This is a genomic window from Enterococcus sp. DIV2402 (assembly GCF_017426705.2).
GTDB lineage: Bacteria > Bacillota > Bacilli > Lactobacillales > Enterococcaceae > Enterococcus_F > Enterococcus_F lowellii.
Window position 1 is genome coordinate 1217041 of sequence record NZ_CP147251.1, and the last position, 17778, is coordinate 1234818.

The 17778-nt window shown below is 34.6% G+C and carries 18 protein-coding genes; 13 read left to right on the forward strand and 5 right to left on the reverse strand.

Annotated features, from left to right (window positions below):
- Positions 1–14: 14 nt before the first annotated feature.
- The 3 genes from murB to allB all read left to right on the forward strand — a co-directional run bounded on the left by murB (position 15) and on the right by allB (position 4019).
- Positions 15–917, forward strand: a complete 903-nt coding sequence (gene murB / locus DOK78_RS05925) for a UDP-N-acetylmuramate dehydrogenase (RefSeq protein ID WP_207941315.1) — start codon at positions 15–17, stop codon at positions 915–917.
- Positions 918–1272: 355 nt separating this feature from the next.
- Entirely contained in the window at positions 1273–2637 is a 1365-nt protein-coding gene (allW, locus tag DOK78_RS05930) for an allantoin permease (RefSeq protein WP_422389691.1), read from the forward strand.
- Between the two features lie 17 nt (positions 2638–2654).
- A complete protein-coding gene (allB, locus tag DOK78_RS05935) occupies positions 2655–4019 on the forward strand; it encodes an allantoinase AllB (protein WP_207941312.1) in 1365 nt (454 codons plus the stop codon).
- 45 nt (positions 4020–4064) lie between these two features.
- Here the strand turns inward: allB and DOK78_RS05940 are convergent, their stop codons facing one another.
- From DOK78_RS05940 to DOK78_RS05955, 4 genes are read right to left on the reverse strand one after another with little or no spacing between them, the layout of a single operon-like run.
- Complete coding sequence (locus DOK78_RS05940; RefSeq protein ID WP_207941311.1) at positions 4065–4706, reverse strand: ECF transporter S component; 642 nt, start codon at positions 4704–4706, stop codon at positions 4065–4067.
- A 12-nt stretch (positions 4707–4718) separates the two neighbouring features.
- Positions 4719–5267 carry a phosphopantothenoylcysteine decarboxylase gene (coaC, locus tag DOK78_RS05945; RefSeq protein ID WP_207941310.1) on the reverse strand — a complete coding sequence of 183 codons (549 nt, stop codon included), beginning with the start codon at positions 5265–5267 and terminating at the stop codon, positions 4719–4721.
- Between the two features lie 25 nt (positions 5268–5292).
- Positions 5293–6027, reverse strand: coding sequence for a phosphopantothenate--cysteine ligase (locus DOK78_RS05950; protein ID WP_207941309.1), 735 nt, complete (start codon positions 6025–6027; stop codon positions 5293–5295).
- Positions 6027–7016 (reverse strand): YhdH/YhfP family quinone oxidoreductase, encoded by a 990-nt coding sequence (locus tag DOK78_RS05955; protein WP_207941308.1) that lies wholly within the window; start codon positions 7014–7016, stop codon positions 6027–6029. Before DOK78_RS05955 ends, DOK78_RS05950 begins: the two co-directional genes overlap by 1 nt.
- Positions 7017–7283: 267 nt before the next feature.
- Between DOK78_RS05955 and DOK78_RS05960 the strand changes: the two genes are divergently transcribed.
- From DOK78_RS05960 to DOK78_RS05985, 6 genes are all read left to right on the forward strand, one after another.
- Complete coding sequence (locus DOK78_RS05960) at positions 7284–8372, forward strand: polyamine ABC transporter ATP-binding protein (protein WP_207941307.1); 1089 nt, start codon at positions 7284–7286, stop codon at positions 8370–8372.
- A 10-nt stretch (positions 8373–8382) separates the two neighbouring features.
- Positions 8383–9189: an ABC transporter permease gene (locus tag DOK78_RS05965; protein ID WP_207941306.1), complete on the forward strand. Its 807-nt coding sequence runs from the start codon at positions 8383–8385 to the stop codon at positions 9187–9189.
- Positions 9186–10025, forward strand: coding sequence for an ABC transporter permease (locus DOK78_RS05970; protein WP_207941304.1), 840 nt, complete (start codon positions 9186–9188; stop codon positions 10023–10025). The genes DOK78_RS05965 and DOK78_RS05970 overlap by 4 nt, the downstream gene beginning before the upstream one ends.
- A complete protein-coding gene (locus tag DOK78_RS05975; protein WP_207941303.1) occupies positions 10022–11095 on the forward strand; it encodes an ABC transporter substrate-binding protein in 1074 nt (357 codons plus the stop codon). Before DOK78_RS05970 ends, DOK78_RS05975 begins: the two co-directional genes overlap by 4 nt.
- Before the next feature lie 279 nt (positions 11096–11374).
- Positions 11375–11557, forward strand: coding sequence for a hypothetical protein (locus DOK78_RS05980; RefSeq protein WP_207941302.1), 183 nt, complete (start codon positions 11375–11377; stop codon positions 11555–11557).
- Positions 11558–11812: 255 nt separating this feature from the next.
- Positions 11813–12487 (forward strand): YjjG family noncanonical pyrimidine nucleotidase, encoded by a 675-nt coding sequence (locus tag DOK78_RS05985; protein WP_207941301.1) that lies wholly within the window; start codon positions 11813–11815, stop codon positions 12485–12487.
- A 107-nt stretch (positions 12488–12594) separates the two neighbouring features.
- On the opposite strand, the gene DOK78_RS05990 is transcribed toward DOK78_RS05985, so the two are convergent.
- Entirely contained in the window at positions 12595–13329 is a 735-nt protein-coding gene (locus DOK78_RS05990) for a GntR family transcriptional regulator (protein WP_207941300.1), read from the reverse strand.
- A gap of 261 nt (positions 13330–13590) precedes the next feature.
- Here DOK78_RS05990 and DOK78_RS05995 point away from each other — a divergent pair, with 261 nt between their 5' ends.
- The 4 genes from DOK78_RS05995 (at position 13591) to DOK78_RS06010 (ending at position 17726) form a co-directional block, all read left to right on the forward strand.
- Entirely contained in the window at positions 13591–14205 is a 615-nt protein-coding gene (locus DOK78_RS05995; RefSeq protein WP_339076362.1) for a triose-phosphate isomerase, read from the forward strand.
- 25 nt (positions 14206–14230) lie between these two features.
- Positions 14231–14998, forward strand: a complete 768-nt coding sequence (locus DOK78_RS06000) for a Cof-type HAD-IIB family hydrolase (protein ID WP_207941298.1) — start codon at positions 14231–14233, stop codon at positions 14996–14998.
- Positions 14999–15145: 147 nt separating this feature from the next.
- Complete coding sequence (locus DOK78_RS06005; protein ID WP_207941296.1) at positions 15146–15988, forward strand: HisA/HisF-related TIM barrel protein; 843 nt, start codon at positions 15146–15148, stop codon at positions 15986–15988.
- A 181-nt stretch (positions 15989–16169) separates the two neighbouring features.
- Positions 16170–17726, forward strand: coding sequence for a PTS sugar transporter (locus DOK78_RS06010; protein ID WP_207941294.1), 1557 nt, complete (start codon positions 16170–16172; stop codon positions 17724–17726).
- Positions 17727–17778: the final 52 nt, after the last annotated feature.

Sequence of the window (17778 nt, forward strand, 5' to 3'; positions counted from 1 at the left end):
AGGAGCGTTTGTCAGTGAAAAAGGAAAAAATGATCAAAGAATTCCCTGAAATGGCTTTATTAATGGATGAGCCATTGATGAATTATACATTTACACAAACAGGTGGGCCAGCAGATATTTTAGCTTTTCCAAAAAATAGAGAAGAAGTCGAACAGTTAGTCAATTATTGTCGTGAACAAGAGATTCCGTGGTTAGTCTTAGGAAATGCTAGCAATTTAATTGTACGTGACGGTGGTATTCGTGGTGTAGTCATTATGTTGTTAGAGATGAATCAAATCCAAGTGAATGACACAATAATTGAAGTTGATGCCGGCGCACGTTTAATTGATACTAGCTATGCCGCATTGGATGCATCACTAACAGGATTAGAATTTGCTTGTGGGATTCCTGGAAGTATCGGTGGCGCAGTCTTTATGAATGCGGGAGCTTACGGTGGAGAAATTAATGACGTTTTTACTTCATGTGACGTCTTATTTCCTGATGGTTCGATTCGGACACTTACAAGAGAAGATATGCATTTTAGTTATCGTCACAGCATTATTCAAGAAATGGAAGGCATTGTCTTAAATACGCGTTTTACCTTAGAAAAAGGTGAACCTTTGTCGATTAAGACCCAAATGGAGGAATTGACTTATCTAAGAGAATCAAAACAACCATTAGAATATCCCTCGTGTGGCAGTGTGTTTAAACGACCAGAAGGACATTTCACTGGAAAATTGATTCAAGACGCAGGTATCCAAGGGCTTATTTGGGGTGGCGCTCAAATCTCTGAAAAACATGCAGGCTTTATTGTGAATATCAATCATGCAACTGCAACAGATTATGTAGAATTGATTGCACATATTCAAGCAGTCATTAAAGAGAAATTTGATGTTTCATTAGAAACAGAAGTGCGTATTATTGGCGAAGAAAAATAATAAAAAACATTGGAAAGATTTCTTTTCAATGTTTTTTTGCATTTTAGAACAACAGAAAGACATTTTAAAGGAGTGAATCATAAATAACGTTTTTTTTAATTGGCGGTTTTTCACAAATGAAATATTTTTTTTAGTTAATACACCTAATGAAAAGGTTTTTTTAAGCGATTACAATTAAAGGTGAAAGGGACTTTGTGAAAAATAAATAAGATAACAGATTGTTTGTTAAATAAAATTAGAAAGGAAGGTAGTTGTGGAAGTAAATGATTATCATGTGTCACCAACAGAGTTACAGCAATTAGAAAAAAGGGGATACAACCAAGATTTATTACCTAAGGATGAGACCAAACGTAATATGGATGCCAAAAATTATTTTACATTATGGATGGGCTCGATTCATAATATCCCCAATTATACAGCAGTGGGAGGATTTTTATTTTTAGGATTATCACCACTCAATGTGATGTTAGCGCTGATTATTAGTGCAGTTGTTGTTGCAGGCTTTATGACCGTTAATGGTGTTGTAGGCTCGCGTTTTGGTATTCCATTTGCCATGCATTTACGTTCAACTTATGGAAATGTTGGTGCAAAATTACCAGGGTTCTTGCGTGGTTGCGTGGCTGCTATTGCGTGGTTCGGTTTACAAAACTACACTGGATCGTTAGCATTGCTCATTCTAATTGGCAAAATCTGGCCAGGATTTTTAGAATTAGGTGGGGATACAATGATTTTGGGCATTAGTATTCCAGGATTAATTGCATTTACCGCTTTTTGGTTATTGAACGTGGCAATTGGTTTTGGTGGCGGAAATATTTTAAACAAATTTACCGCTATTCTTACACCTCTGATATATATCGTTTTTGGTGGAATGGCAATTTGGGCCTTTACAGTTGCTGGTGGAATGGGTCCTATTTTATCGTATGATACAGTAGGTGTTACACGTTCCATCCATCCGTTGTTTGGTTATCTAATGGTAATTAATTCCGTTCTAGCTGTTTGGGCTGCACCAGGCGCCAGTGTTTCTGATTTTACTCAAAATGCGAAATCAACTAAACAACAAGCTGTTGGTCAAACATTAGGTTTAGTCATCGGTTATGCCATTTTCGCTATCTTTAGTGTGGTCATTTTAATTGGAGGTTCGATTCATTACGATATTCAAGAATGGAATGTCTTAAATATTATTGATCGTTGGGATAATTTTCCAGCAATTATTTTAGCAATGGCGGTCTTTTTACTAACAACTATTTCAACAAACGCGACAGGCAATATTATTCCAGCGGCGTATCAGTTGACAGCATTATTCCCTAAAAAAATTAATTACAAAAAAGGCGTATTGATTGCTTCGATTATTAGTTTTGTCATTATGCCTTGGAAGCTAATGGAAAATGCAGATAGTATTTTTATTTTCTTAAATACAATCGGTGCAGTTTTAGGCCCGGTTGCAGGTGTCATGTTGACGCATTATTTCTTCGTTAATAAACAACAAATTGATTTAGATAAGTTATACATGGATCCAACGAAAAATAACAAAAACAACCAATATCATGGCATTAATCGTCAAGCCTACATTGCCACAATTGTTGCGTTATTATTGAGTTTGAGTGGACAATTTATTTCTAGCCTAAAAATGATTTCAGATATTTCATGGTTAGTTGGCTTTGCAGCAGCGAGTATCATTTATCTTGGTTTACAAAAATTTTCAACAAAAACAAATGATTAAAGATGGAGGAATGGATAATGAGTTATGATTTAGTCATCAAAAATGGATTAGTTATTTTGGAAGGCGGCGAGGTGCAAACCGATGTTGCAGTCAACGACGGATTAATTGCAGCAATTGGCACTGATTTAACGGGTGAAAAAGAAATTGATGCGACAGGTTTAGTTGTTAGTCCTGGAATGGTAGACGCGCATGTGCATATTACTGACCCTGGTGGTGGCTATCGTGATGAATGGGAAGGATATGTAACAGGAACAGCAGCTTGTGCCAAAGGCGGCGTGACGTCATTCATGGAGATGCCTTTAAATCAGGTTCCAGCAACTGTTGATGCCAAGTCATTAAACATTAAATATCAAGCAGGAGAAGGTAAATTAAAAGCTGATGTGGGCTCATTTGGTGGATTAGTCCCATTTAATTTAGAAGGTGGTATCCAAGAGTTAAATGAAGGTGGCGTTGCAGCCTATAAATGTTTTATGGGGACATGTGGCGACCGCACAATCGATGGCGATTTTATGAACGTGGATGATTATGCTTTGTATGAAGGGATGAAACAAATCGCCAAGACCGGTAAAGTCTTAGCGATTCATGCTGAAAATGCACCAATTACGGATAAATTAGGTGAAATTGCTTATAAAAATGGTGAAACAACCTTAAAAGCTTATGTGGCAACACGTCCTGTTTTTACAGAAGTCGAACCTATTCGTCGTGCGATTTTACTTGCCAAAGAAACTGGCTGTCGCATTCACATTTGTCATATTGCTTGTCCTGAAGGCGTGGAAGAAGTGACCAAAGCACGCAATGAAGGTGTAGATGTAACGTGTGAAACTTGTACACATTATTTATACTTTGAAACGGATGAATTAGATGCGATTGGTCCAGTTGTGAAATGCTCTCCGCCAATTCGTGATAAAAAAGCACAAGACGGTTTATGGGAAAAAGTCTTACGAGAAGAAATTGCTTTTGTAACATCCGATCATTCACCATGTACACCAGATTTAAAAGAGAAAGACAATGCCTTTGAAGCTTGGGGAGGAATCTCAGGTGTACAAAATAATGTCGATGTCCTTTTTGATGAGGGCGTTCAAAAACGCGGCATGTCTTTAGATTTATTTGCACGACTTATCGCAACAAATCCAGCAGACCGTTATGAGTTAACACAAAAAGGTCGAATCAGTGTTGGGAAAGATGCCGACTTTGTGTTAATTAAACCTAATGCACCGTACATGTTAAAAGCAGAAGATTTAGCATATCGCAATCAAATTAGTCCTTACATTGGTCGTGAAATTGGTGCACAAGTTGTGCAAACAATTTTACGTGGAACAACTGTTTACAGTCAAGACGAGGGTGTTTCCGAAGAATTTGTAGGAACATTTATCAAAAAATAAAACAAAAAAGCATTCAAATTCGATTAGGAATTTGAATGCTTTTTATTAAACACTACGTTGCTTCGTTAATTTTAGTAATACTGAAGTTACAGCAGCTGTTGCAATTCCTGCAACAATTGATTCTGGCACTCCTTGGACAAAAATTACTGAAATAATTGCCCCATAAACTGCATTTCCAGCTGCACCAATTTTTTCTGCATAATCATTTTGGAACAAGAAATAAATCATATTCATAACTAAAATGGTATTCGTTAATCCACCAGAAACACCGGCAATAAAGAGACTTACCGCATTTCCGCGATTTTTAAACGCTTTTTTACACCATTGATAAACAAAATATGGAACAACACCAATTAAAATACGTGGAATAAAGGCAATTAAAATCGCTTTCCAGCTTCCCATCCCCGTCTCACCAAGAGGCGTAATAAAGGGAGAAAAAATAAATGATAGTGGTGAAACCACGATTGTTGCACGAACCATACTAATTAAACCAAAACAACCACCTAAAAATGCACCCAATTTAGGACCCAAAATAATTGATCCGATAATTACGGGAATGTGTAATGTTGTCGCATTAATAACTCCCAGTGGAATAAATCCCAAAAACGGTACACTAGCTAGTAAAATCAAAATAGCTAAAAATGAAGCTGTTAATACTAGCTGAAATGTTTTTTCATTTTGTTTCATAGAAACCCTCCTTTATGCTTCCAAAGTCGCCTTTACTTGCGCGACAATGGTTTCAACTGTTGCTAATGCACCAGTACCAAAATCTCCACACGCTAGTAAAGATTGGCGTGGTGTTATTTCTTTATACCCAACTTCTTTCAAAATAGCAAGATTTTTTTGCATCAAAGGATTTAGATACATGTTGGTATTCATCGCAGGAGCTACAATTTTAGGCACATCAAAGGGCAAGGCTAATGCAACGGTTGAGATTAAATCATCCGCAAGACCGTGGGCTAATTTGCCAATAATATTAGCGCTGGCAGGAGCTACAATAAACAAATCAGCTTGTTTAGCTAATTCAATATGGTTAATTTTTTCGGGAACAATTTCTTCCATGACGTCTGTATGAATGGGGCGTTTGGATAAAGACTGCAAGGTTAAAGGAGTAATAAACGCTTGACTGCTCTTGGTCATCATCACATCAACTTCATAGCCTAATTTTGTTAATTCATTGGTTAAATCAGCGGATTTGTAAGCAGAAATACTGCCACTCACGCCTAATAAAATGCGTTTTTTCATCATTCATGCTCCTTAATAGTTTTTTCTATTATAGAGCGTTTAGGAGTGTTTTGACAATTAATTGAGCTATTTCTTCTTTGTTAGTAGCTTCGCCGGTGATTGTTCCTTCTTTGTTAATTAAATAACCCGTATGTTGTCCGTGATGGATTGAAGTTAAGTCATTGGCTAAAACAAAGTCAGCTTGATTGGTCATTAAGCTCTTCTGTGCTACAGCTAATAATTCTTCTTTTTCAACATCTACCAATAATTTAAAGCCGACTAAAATAGTGTTTGGTTGCAGTTGTTTAATTTGTTGAATAACTTTTGGCGTTTTTTTCAAAATTAAAAATAACTGGTCGGTATTTGATGAAATTTTAGTTTCTCTAGTTGTTACCTCTGTTAATTGAGTTAAATCTGCTGCTGTAATTGGTTGTTTATTCTCAATGAATTGATTGATTTTTGTTAAAAATTCTTCTTGAGATAAACTTTTTTCTGGCGTAAAATCACTCACGGCCATACTGTGAATAACAGCATCATACGTGTGCTGCTGTAATAACTTTTGCAATTGATCGGCTAACGCTTGCGTGTCGCCAATTTCGTAGACGGTTACGTTATCTGATTGAGGGCGTAATGCATGAGCAGTGGTCACATAATCAATCGTAACGTTGTGTTTTAAAAAAGACGCTGCAATTAAGCTACCTAATTTTCCTGTAGAATGATTGGTAATAGAACGAACTTCGTCAATTTTTTCCGAAGTTCCTCCTGCAGTAATTAAAATTCTCATTATTTCACTTCCATTTGTACAATAGTACGTCCTTGATGAGTTCCTGCTAATAAAGCATCGATGGGTTCATCTAACTCGATTAAAGACACTTCTTGATAGTGTAATTGTTCAATTAAAGGTTGATGTTGTGCTAAGAATTGCCAAGTAGCTTTTCTTTCCTCCATTTCAACATTTACTGAATCAATCCCTATTATTTTAATTCCTCTTAAAATAAATGGCAAGACAGTTGTATTCAGCTGAATACCGCCCGCATTTCCACACAAAAAGACACTGCCTCCATAGTTGACTTGACTTATTAACCCAGCCAATAAATCACCGCCAACACTATCAACTACTGCTGCAATTCGTTGTTTATTCAATGCTTTGATTGGCTCTGGTAAAATTTCTTCAGGTTCTACGATTTCAGTCGCTCCCAAATCTTTTAGCCAAGCCACATCTGCTTTTTTACGAGAAACAGCGGTAATATTGGTATAACCTAAGCGATGTAATAAGGCGATTGCGACACTGCCCACACCTCCTGATGCACCAGTGACGACAACACGTCCATTTTTTGGTGTCTCTTTTGCTAATTTTGTGACAGCCAAAGCAGCAGTAAAACCGGCTGTACCAAAAATCATGGCTTCTTTGGTTGTTAAATTTTCAGGTAAAGCGACTAACCATTCTTCAGGTACTTGTTGATATTGGCTAAAGCCGCCATTAGCAGAAACACCTAAGCCATAACCTGTGACCAGTACTTTTTGTCCGACTTGCCAGTTCTCACTACGAGACTCTATAATTTCTCCAGCTAAATCAATCCCTGGAATTTTCGGATAATCGCGAATAACGCCACTATTTTTTGCGGAAGCTAGGGCGTCTTTATAATTGATGTCAGAATAATCGACTTTAATAGCAACGTGCTTATTTGGTAGCGCTTGCGGTTCTTTTCGTACAATTCCTCTAGCATAAACATTATCTGTTTTTGTCACTTCAAAAGCTAAAAATTGTTCCATTTTAATCGCTCCTTTTATTTAACTTCTAAAAATAATTGAATAACTCTATCATAACATATTCAATTATTTTGTTGCGGAAAAAAATAAATTAAATTGAAAGAATATACTTGTATTTTTCTGTAAAAAAAATTATCCTTAAACAGTATGTTCTGAGGACGAGAAAAATGGATGTATATATTGTAGTAATTTTATTCAAAAAGCGAAAAACTACAAACATTTATTCGGAAATGAGGGCATATAATAAACCAATTTGGGGAGGAAAGAATAGTGGGAAAACCAATCATTTCATTTAGTAATGTGGTGAAGCGGTATGACGATGATGAGACGATTTTGAAAAGTGTGAGTTTTGATATAGAAGAAGGAAAATTCTATACCTTGCTTGGTCCGTCAGGTTGTGGGAAGACGACGATTTTAAGGATTATCGCTGGGTTTTCTGAGGCGACCGAAGGAGATGTTTTCTTTGCAGGAAAACGAATTAATGATATACCTGCTAATCAACGCCAAGTGAACACTGTCTTTCAAGATTATGCACTATTTCCGCATATGAATGTATTTGATAACGTTGCATTTGGACTAAAAATAAAAAAAATCCCTAAAAAAGAGATTGAAACAAAAGTCAAAGATGCTTTACGTTTGGTGCAATTAGGTGGTTATGAAAACCGTGAAATTAGCGAAATGTCTGGCGGGCAACGCCAACGGGTGGCGATTGCTCGAGCAATTGTCAATGAACCTAAAGTCTTGTTGCTAGATGAACCATTGTCTGCTTTGGATTTAAAACTTCGTACTGATATGCAATATGAATTGCGTGAATTGCAACAACGTTTGGGTATTACGTTTATTTTTGTTACGCATGACCAAGAAGAAGCCTTGGCAATGAGTGATGAAATCTTTGTTATGAATAAAGGAAAAATCGTTCAAAGTGGGACACCAGTAGATATTTATGATGAACCAATTAATCATTTTGTAGCAGATTTTGTTGGTGAAAGTAATATTGTCAATGGAACGATGATTGAAGATAATTTAGTTGAATTTGTTGGCAAACAATTTGAATGTGTCGACGGCGGCATGCGTAAAAATGAGCCAGTAGAAATTGTGATTCGTCCTGAAGATTTAAGCCTAACTTCTACTGAAAAAGGAAAGTTGAGTGTTCGTGTAGACACCCAATTATTCCGTGGCGTGCATTATGAAATTATTTGTTATGATGAACAGGAAAATGAATGGATGGTTCATTCAACGAGAAAAGCGGTTGAAGGTAGTCAAATTGGTTTGTCCTTTGAACCTGAAGATATCCACGTGATGCGTTTTAATGAATCGGAAGAAGATTTTGATGCCCGACTAGAAAGTTACGAAGAGTAGGGGGGAGAAAATGACAAAAATCAGACGCCTTTATGCGATTCCATATATGTTTTGGTTGGTTTTATTTGTAATTGCTCCAGTTTTAATGATCGTGTATCAATCGTTTTTTGATATGAATGGGCAATTTTCATTGATTAATTATCAAACATATTTTGCTTCTGGTAAGTATTTAACAATGACCTTAAACTCTGTCTGGTATGCTTTTTTAATTACGGTAATCACGTTATTGATTAGTTATCCAACGGCGTATTTTTTGACAAAATTAAAACACAAAGATTTATGGTTGTTACTCATTATCTTACCAACTTGGGTTAATTTATTACTAAAAGCGTATGCCTTTATTGGAATCTTTGGCATTAATGGGAGTATCAATAGTTTTTTAACATTCACAGGAATTGGACCTCAGCAAATTCTATTTACTGACTTCAGCTTCTTAGTAGTCGCTACGTATATTGAATTACCATTTATGATTATGCCGATTTACAATGCATTAGAAGAAATGAATCCGTCATTAATCAGTGCCAGCCGTGACTTAGGGGCAAATAGTTTTGAAACCTTTCGTCGAGTTATTTTTCCATTGTCTTTAAACGGAGTAAAAAGTGGTGTGCAAGCCGTATTTATTCCTTCGTTATCACTCTTTATGTTAACGCGTTTAATTGGTGGAAACCGAGTGATTACCTTAGGAACAGCAATTGAACAACATTTCTTAGTTACTCAAAATTGGGGCATGGGTTCAACGATTGGTGTTGTATTAATTATAGCCATGTTTGTCGTTATGCTTTTAACAGGTGAGAAGAAAAAAGGAGGTAAAAAATGAAAAAATTTCCTTGGTCTCGTCTTTATTTAGCGCTGGTCTTTGTGTTATTATATGCTCCAATTTTTTACCTGATTTTTTATTCCTTCAATGATGGAGGAACAATGAATAGTTTTACTGGATTCACTTGGGACAACTATACAGCAGTTTTTGAAGATTCGCGTCTGTTAATTATTGTGTTGAATACCTTTATGCTCGCGTTTTTATCAGCATTGGCTGCCACCGCAATTGGTACATTCGGTGCAATGGCTATTTATTACACAAAACAGCGTTCAACACGTAATACATTATTGAGTTTGAATAATATTTTGTTAGTGTCACCGGATGTTATCATCGGTGCTAGCTTTTTAATTTTCTTTACGATAATTGGGAGTTTATTCCGCAACTTTAGTTTGGGATTTATGAGTGTATTGCTGTCACACATTGCGTTTAGTATTCCGATTGTAGTGTTGATGGTTTTACCAAAACTACATGAAATGAATGATTCGATGGTCGATGCGGCTAGAGATTTAGGCGCTAATAATTTTCAAGTGGTTAAAAATATTATTTTGCCGTTCTTATCTCCGGGAATTATTGCAGGATATTTCATGGCGTTTACGTATTCATTGGATGATTTCGCTGTGACTTTCTTTGTGACAGGAAATGGCTTTAGCACATTATCTGTTGAAATTTATTCTCGTGCAAGACAAGGAATTAGCTTAGAAATCAATGCGTTAAGTACCTTAGTTTTCTTATTCTCGATGATTTTAGTAGTGGGGTATTATTTTATTAGTAAAGAAAATGTCTCACGACGTGTCCGTAAAAACCGTAAAAAAAGAGAGGTGACGGATTTACAATGAAGAAATTACAATCATTGATTATCGGTATTGTCCTCATTATTGTGGTATTACTTTTAGGTGTTTGTCAATTAGAAAAATCAACAGGAATGGCTGGCGCTCAGGTATTGAATATTTATAACTGGGGCGATTATATTGATCCTGAATTACTGAAAAAGTTTGAAGAAGAATCTGGATACAAAGTTAATTACGATACATTTGATTCAAACGAAGCGATGTTCACAAAAATTCGTCAAGGTGGTACTGCCTACGATATTTCAATTCCAAGTGAATACATGATTCAAAAAATGATTGATGAAAAATTAGTATTACCTTTAGACCATACTAAAATTAAAGGGTTAGAAAATATTGATTCCCGCTTTTTAAACTTAAGTTTTGATCCAGAAAACAGTTATTCGATTCCTTATTTTTGGGGAACGCTGGGCATTGCGTATAATGATAAATTTATCAGTGCTGATAAAATGACTTCTTGGGATGATTTATGGCGTCCAGAATTAAAAGATAATATCATGTTAATTGATGGTGCACGTGAAATTATTGGATTGGGTTTGAATAGCTTAGGCTATTCATTAAATAGTAAAAATATGGAAGAACTTGATGAAGCCGTGACCAAATTACGCAAAATGACACCAAATGTCAAAGCGATTGTTGCAGATGAAATCAAGATGTACATGGCAAATGAAGAAAGTGCCGTTGCCGTAACTTTTTCTGGTGAAGCAGCTGATATGATGGCAGAAAATGAACACATCCATTATGTTATTCCTAAAGAAGGATCAAATCTATGGTTTGATAATATCGTGATTCCAAAAACAGCTAAAAATGTTGACGGAGCATATGAATTTATCAATTTCATGTTACGCCCAGAAAATGCAGCACAAAATGCGGAATATATTGGGTATTCAACTCCCAATAAAAAAGCATTAGACATCTTACCAAAAGAAATCACTGAGGATGAACAATTCTATCCAACTGATGAATTAATGTCACATTTAGAAGTTTATGAAGATTTAGGCAAAGAATATCTAGGAATCTACAATGATTTATTCTTAGAGTTGAAGATGTATCGGAAATAAGGGGAATCATCGGTGAGAATGGCGTATTATCAATAATATTTAAGGAGTTTCAGCCTGCCACAATATACGTCCCTGCTATCTGTCGAAATAGGATTAGATATTTTTCGTGGCATTGTCAAAGCTCAAGGACAATCAGAGGAGGCAAGTATTGGCAAATGTTTGATAATCAATCAATTTTTTGGCGAAAGCAATTTGGAGGTGGTCTGCTTAAATTGTTACTATAAATTTTTTGCTCAACAAACTATTAATTATTTGAAAGAAAATGGGGAGCAACTGACTTTGGGTTCAGTCTTACAAGAGTCTGTTCTTGATGATGGTTTTGTTCAAAAGGGTGACCAGCCATTTCTCAATGCGATTATTGCCGCTAATAAGGCTTTACTCGCAAAAGATTTAGCAAAAGTAAATATAAAGAGATTGGAACAGGGAGCGACAAAGATTTACGATATTAGGTATTTATTTTAACTAGCTGTCTATTCTAAAGGCGGTACAATCATTCCTTTAATGGTTATACCGTCTTGTATTGTTTGGCTGAAAGGAACAAAGAAGATTGTTCGAATACGGTACGGTTGTCCTTTCATCAAATCCAATTTTCTTTATTTTTATATTTAATGAATCGTTTAAGTAATTAAGCTTTAGCATTTTCTTTTATTCTTTAACTAAATTATTTTTTAGTGTGATATGATGATAATTAACTAAATAGGGGAGCATTGTTAAAATATGTATAAAGCACTTTTTATTGATATCGATGATACATTATTAAATTTTGAACAGTGTAGTATAGTTGCTTTAAAGACAACTTTTCAAGAATTAGCTATCCCGTATTCTGATAATGTGTATGATCACTTTCATAAAATTGACCAATCTCTTTGGAAAGAACAAAAAATGGGGAAACGAACAGTTCAAGAAGTATTAGATACTAGGTTTGAACTATTAGAAACTACTTTAGAAATTACTGATAAAGCAAAATCATTACAGGAGTATTTCCAGTTACATTTATCAAACACGTTTGTATTAGAAAATAACGTATTTGATATTATTCATTATTTAAGTAGCAGATATTCTCTTTTTGTAACTTCAAATGGAGTTTTAGATGTTCAAATGAAAAGAATGGCTTTAGCCAAAATTGATACATTTTTTGTGGATTTTTTTGTTTCTAGTAATATTGGTTTCGATAAACCAGATAAGCGTTTTTTTAATTACTGTTTAGATAAAAGTGGATTTTTACCTGAAGAAGTACTTTTGATAGGTGACAGTCTAGAAGCAGATATAGTTGGTGGAAATAATGTTTCAATTGATACCTGTTGGTATAATTCTAAAGAGTTAGATAATCACTTAAATACTCCAATAAACTATCAAATTAAAGATTTGATTCAGTTAAAACAATTTTTATAGAATCGCAAGGTATTTCTAAGTGTGTGTGAAAAACTAAAAGCTTAACAATAGAGTGCAAAATCCTAGCTTTAAGATTTTGCACGCTATTGTTTTTACTAAATATATTATTATCCCTTATCTTGCGTTCTAGGTGCTTTGGTTGAAAAATAATATTTATCACCTATGTAATAGCATTCTACATAATACAATGGTTCGTTATTTTCTTGAAATGCCAAACATTTCATTAATAATATGGGAGAGTAATTTGGTAAAGATAATTTTTTTTGAACAAAACTAGTTGCTAGTATAGATTCTAAATTGATTGTTCCATAACCAAGTTCGAGTTTATATGTATTTTGGTAAATATCAAATAATGAACTAGTGTTATCTATATGTTTTTGAATATCTGGACATAATTTATAAGGCACATAAGTTTTTTCATAAGCCATGGGGGTGTTGTCGCCTAAACGAATTCTAGAAATGATATAACACTTATCATCTTCACTTAAAGATAAAGATGATCTAATATTAGAATCGTCTATAGTTGTTAGTTGTATAGAATCCAATTCAGAAGAAGGAACAATACCACGTTCTTTCATTTGTTCAGAAAAACTTGAAAGAATAGTTAATTCATAGTCTGATTTACTCTGTCTAACGAACGTACCTTGAGGAGGTTTTCTAATAATAAATCCTTCATTTTCAAGTTTGGCTAAAGCTCTACGAACAGTATCTCTGCTTATATTATATTGTTCTCGAAATTCAATTTCAGTAGGGAGTTTTTCCCCAGGTGTAAATTCTCCCGTTGTTATTTTAAATCTCAAATCATTATACAATTGTAGGTAAAGTGCTGTTTTCTTTTCCATACCAGGACACCTCTTATTCTTGTTGTAATATAGTCTATAAATATACTGTATTACATAATAGTTTTTTTTTCAATTATATAAATGTTAAATTCAAGTTTTTAAAAGTACGTACTTTGTGGTAAAATATTATGCAAAGTACGTTCTTTTATTTATTTTTGAGAAAGAGAGGTAACTTGAGAAAATGATTGATAGAATTATCGGGCCTTTTTTTGTTTTAATAGTAAAAATTATTTATCTAGAGAACAGCTGTTAGAATATGCTTTGTTATTTGATAGGCTATCTCAAAAATTAGACATAAAGGTCTTATTTGCAGTTCCAGCAACAGAAATAAGCTTTATTAATGATCATACAAAGGATTTAATTGTTACAGCTCAATCCATCGACGGCGATGTTCCATTAAATGCAATGGGAAAAATTAGTATAGATAATATATACGATGCTGGCGCACAAGCACTGTTTATTAATCACTCTGTTTTGCCTGTTTCTATATCAAGTCTTTTTAAAATAGTAACAAGAGCAAAAGAAAAACAAATTCTTTCTATTGTCTGTGTGAATAACTTTACTGAAGCTGCAATGATTCAACCGTTAGAACCTGATATAGTATTATATGAACCGAAAGAAAAAATAGGTTCATTCGAGAAACTATCTAAAGAGAAAGTTTCAGAGATCAATTTCAATTTAAATGAGATATTTACAAATACATTAATTATGCAAGCTGCAGGGGTTAGTACACCTGAAGATGTTTACGAAATGTTTTCTTTAGGTGTGCAAGGAACTGGAAGTAGTAGTGGGATTGTGATGGCGAAAGATCCATTCAAAATGATTGAATATATGATGAAAGCTACCTATCAAGCAAAGCTAGATTTTAATTTTTAATTTATTAGAATACGTTGGAGGAAACATGGAAAAGATTATTGTATTTGATTTAGACGGTACTTTACTGAATTCAAATTCAGAAATAGATGAACAAACCCAAAAAGCTATTAGAGATTTAGATAGAAATAAATACTTACCAATCATTGCTACCGGTAGAGGACCTAAGGATTATCAAGATATAGCAGATATGTTAAATATTGATGTAGTCATAGGAATGAATGGCCACATTGTAACAGATAAACATAAAATTATTTATTCTTCTCCTATGAATCCAGCTCATTTTGAAGATTTTCTTCAAATATCGGAACAATTACAGGCGCCTTTAGTTTTTTTTGGTGAAAACACAAGTAAAGCTACTTTCTCAAATGAAAAGTTAAGCAATTACTCGAAAATATTAAATATTAGTTTACCTAAAATTGATCCATATTTTTATAAAAACGAAAAAATTTATATGACCGTTTTTGCAACAGATCAAGACATACCAAGGGAGTATTATACGAAATTTATAAACGTAGAGTTTGTTAGAACAAGTCCAGTCTGTATTGATATTGTTACAGATGGTATTTCGAAAAAAACGGGAATCCTAGAGTTTATAAAAAATATTTCTAATAAAACAGAAATTATTTGTTTTGGAGATAGTTTAAATGATCTTGAAATGTTTGAGTTTTGTGATTACTCCATTGCCATGGGAAACGCTAAGAAGGAATTAAAAGAAATTGCCGATTTTGTCACTTTAGATAATGATAATTTGGGAATTATTAATGGATTGACTAAATTAAACTTAATTAAATAATACCCACACCACTTAGGTTGTTAAGCACTAAGTGGTTTTTTTTACAAAAAAAGAGTCTATTCCACTTTACAAAGTACGTACAATACTGTATATTAATAATCATAGTACGTACTTAAATAATGGATCAAAAATGAGAGGATGTTTCAAATGATCAGTAATGATATGAAATTGAAAATGGAAAAAAGTATGCAAATTGTGCATAAAGCGATTGAAATGGGAAATGGTCATACGATTTTAAGTACCGGTATTACTGGAGATGATGCTCGTTTAGCACGTGCAGCCGTTGAAGGTGGCGCTACATTATTAGAACCAAATCACCCTGCATTAGTATTGGCTAGAGGACATCGTGGCATTACATCTATGCATGAGGCAGAAAAATACCGTCATGAAATTAGCATTGATCAAATGGCTGAAGTGACTCGAGGCGTTCGTAATGTTGTTGGTGAAGATATTTATCTAACTGTTGGTGTACCTGGTGGATTTACAGAAGTTAAACCAACAATTTTACAAGAAGAAGATTTCTTGAAAATGTCTCTAGCTGGAGCAAATGGCTTGCATACACATAAATCAAGCTTAAAAGATTTAGAAGAATTAGTAAAAAAAGCCCATAAATATGGTCTTTGTGTGGATGCATACATTGGTTTGCCAGATGATTTGCATACTTTTGGTTTATCAGCTGAAAAACCAGAAGAAGTAGCCAAAGTTGCAAAACAAATGGAATCAGTCGGTGTAAGCATGGTAGGGTTAATGACTGGAATGAGCTATGAAGGTGTAGAAGCGGGTGAAATTCATCCCTTCTTGAAAGAGCGCTTGCAAGCTATGGTAGAAGCTGTTAAGATTCCGACATTGGCAGAAGGTGGAATTAATCTAGATAACTATAAAGCATTTAAAGAAACTGGTGTGAACATTTTAGTTATTGGTACTTCCATTGATAAGATGGTTGAACAGGCTGCAACAAAAGTAGTCAGTGACTTTTTAACTGATTATTAAAATATTTTCGTAATTTCGATTTAACTATTGTATGAGTATTAACTACGTAAAAAGGAAACTTACCTCGGTTTCCTTTTTTATTTCATTAATTAAAAAAGCGTTTGCAATGATACGTACAATGTGATATTATAATTTTCAAAGTACGTACTATATAAAAATAAAAAGAAATAGGTGGAGAAATATGAAAAATTTGGCTGTCATTGGTAGTAGTGGAGGGAATTTGCATTCCCAAGGAGGAGCAAACCCAAGTAATATTATGGATGAAATTCGTACGCAAGCAAATGCTGCGGGAATCGAAGTCGCTTATGTACAATTCATATTGACTTCAGGGAGTATGGATGGCATTTCAATGGATGCAAAATCTCAAATGTTTACACAAGATGAAGCTGGAAATTTAATTGCTAGTAACGAGATGAGATTAGCAGAAATCAATGAACTAGCTAAAGAATCAGATGAAAAATTAGCCCAAATGATTTTAAAAGATCAAATTGATGGAATCATGCTCATGAGTTGTGATCCGAAAGGAGTGAATAATAAAGCGCTAACTGCTGCTGCAGAAAAAAAGATTCCTGTTGCAGGAACCGGTGGTACTTCAATGGCCGATACGGCTAGTCTTGGTGCCAGAATTATTGCACAATCCGGAACTACAGGAACAACCAATAGAACTAGAGCTGTATCCGCGATTTCAGCATTTTCTAAAGAATGGAAGTTAAAATATAGCCCAGTTCTACGTAGTGGTGGAGTAGGAAGTGTACCAGATAGCAATGTTTTTAAAAGAATTAGTATTCGAGGAATTATGATGGCTGCTATGCCAGGTTTTATTGCAATGGCGTTAAGTTTAGCCATTAGTAAATTACCAGGGCTTTCAGGAGTTGAAATTATATTTACCACATTAGTTAGTTTTCTTCCCGTAATCGTGGCTGCGATTGCTGCCAAACAAATTTCTGGCATGGATGAGGTAGGAATCGTTGCCGGTATTGTCGCAGGTGCTTTAGCTGTTGATGGCGGAATTATTGGTGGTATGGCTGTAGGTATTATCGCCGGAATTTTAGTGTATTATATCAGCACGTTCTGTTTTAAAAATGGCGTACCAGGAACAACAACTAATATAGCTGCCGGCGGATTATCAGGGTTACTTGCAGGTTTAGTTGGAATGTATGCGTTATCTCCAATTGCACTTACGATTGGGAATGGCATTAAGGACGTAATTGATTGGACGCTAAACTTTAGCCCAATTTTAGCCGGTGCCGTTGCTGGAGGGCTTATTTGGTTTGCAATTATTGGTGGTGTTTATCATGCGGCCATTTTACCAATTGTTCTTTTAGAAATGGAAGCGACAGGATTTAGTTTCTTAGGAGCCATTGATATTGTATGTATGGTAATGGTTTGTGCAGGTATCCAGCTTGCGTATATTATTAAACCTAGAAATGCTGGGGATCGCACAACTGCAACAGCGAATATTTTAATTAATTTGATCTTTGGGACCTTCGTAGAGTCTGCTTATCCGTTTATGTTTTCAAGCAAAAAAGTTTTTGGAGGAACTATTCTTTCTGCCACGATTGCCGGTACATTAGTTGGAATTTTTAATATTAGAACAACTTCTTATGTTCCAGTCTTTTTAGCGCCATTTATGTCGAACGATAAGTTAATTCAAACAATCATTGTGTTTGTAAGTGCATTTGTCATTTCATGTATTGTTACGCTACTTGCTAACATGGGCGCAAAAAAGGAAAGCTAGTTTTGTGGTTAGGAGAAAATTATTTGTAGTTTAAATAATCACTATCAGCGAT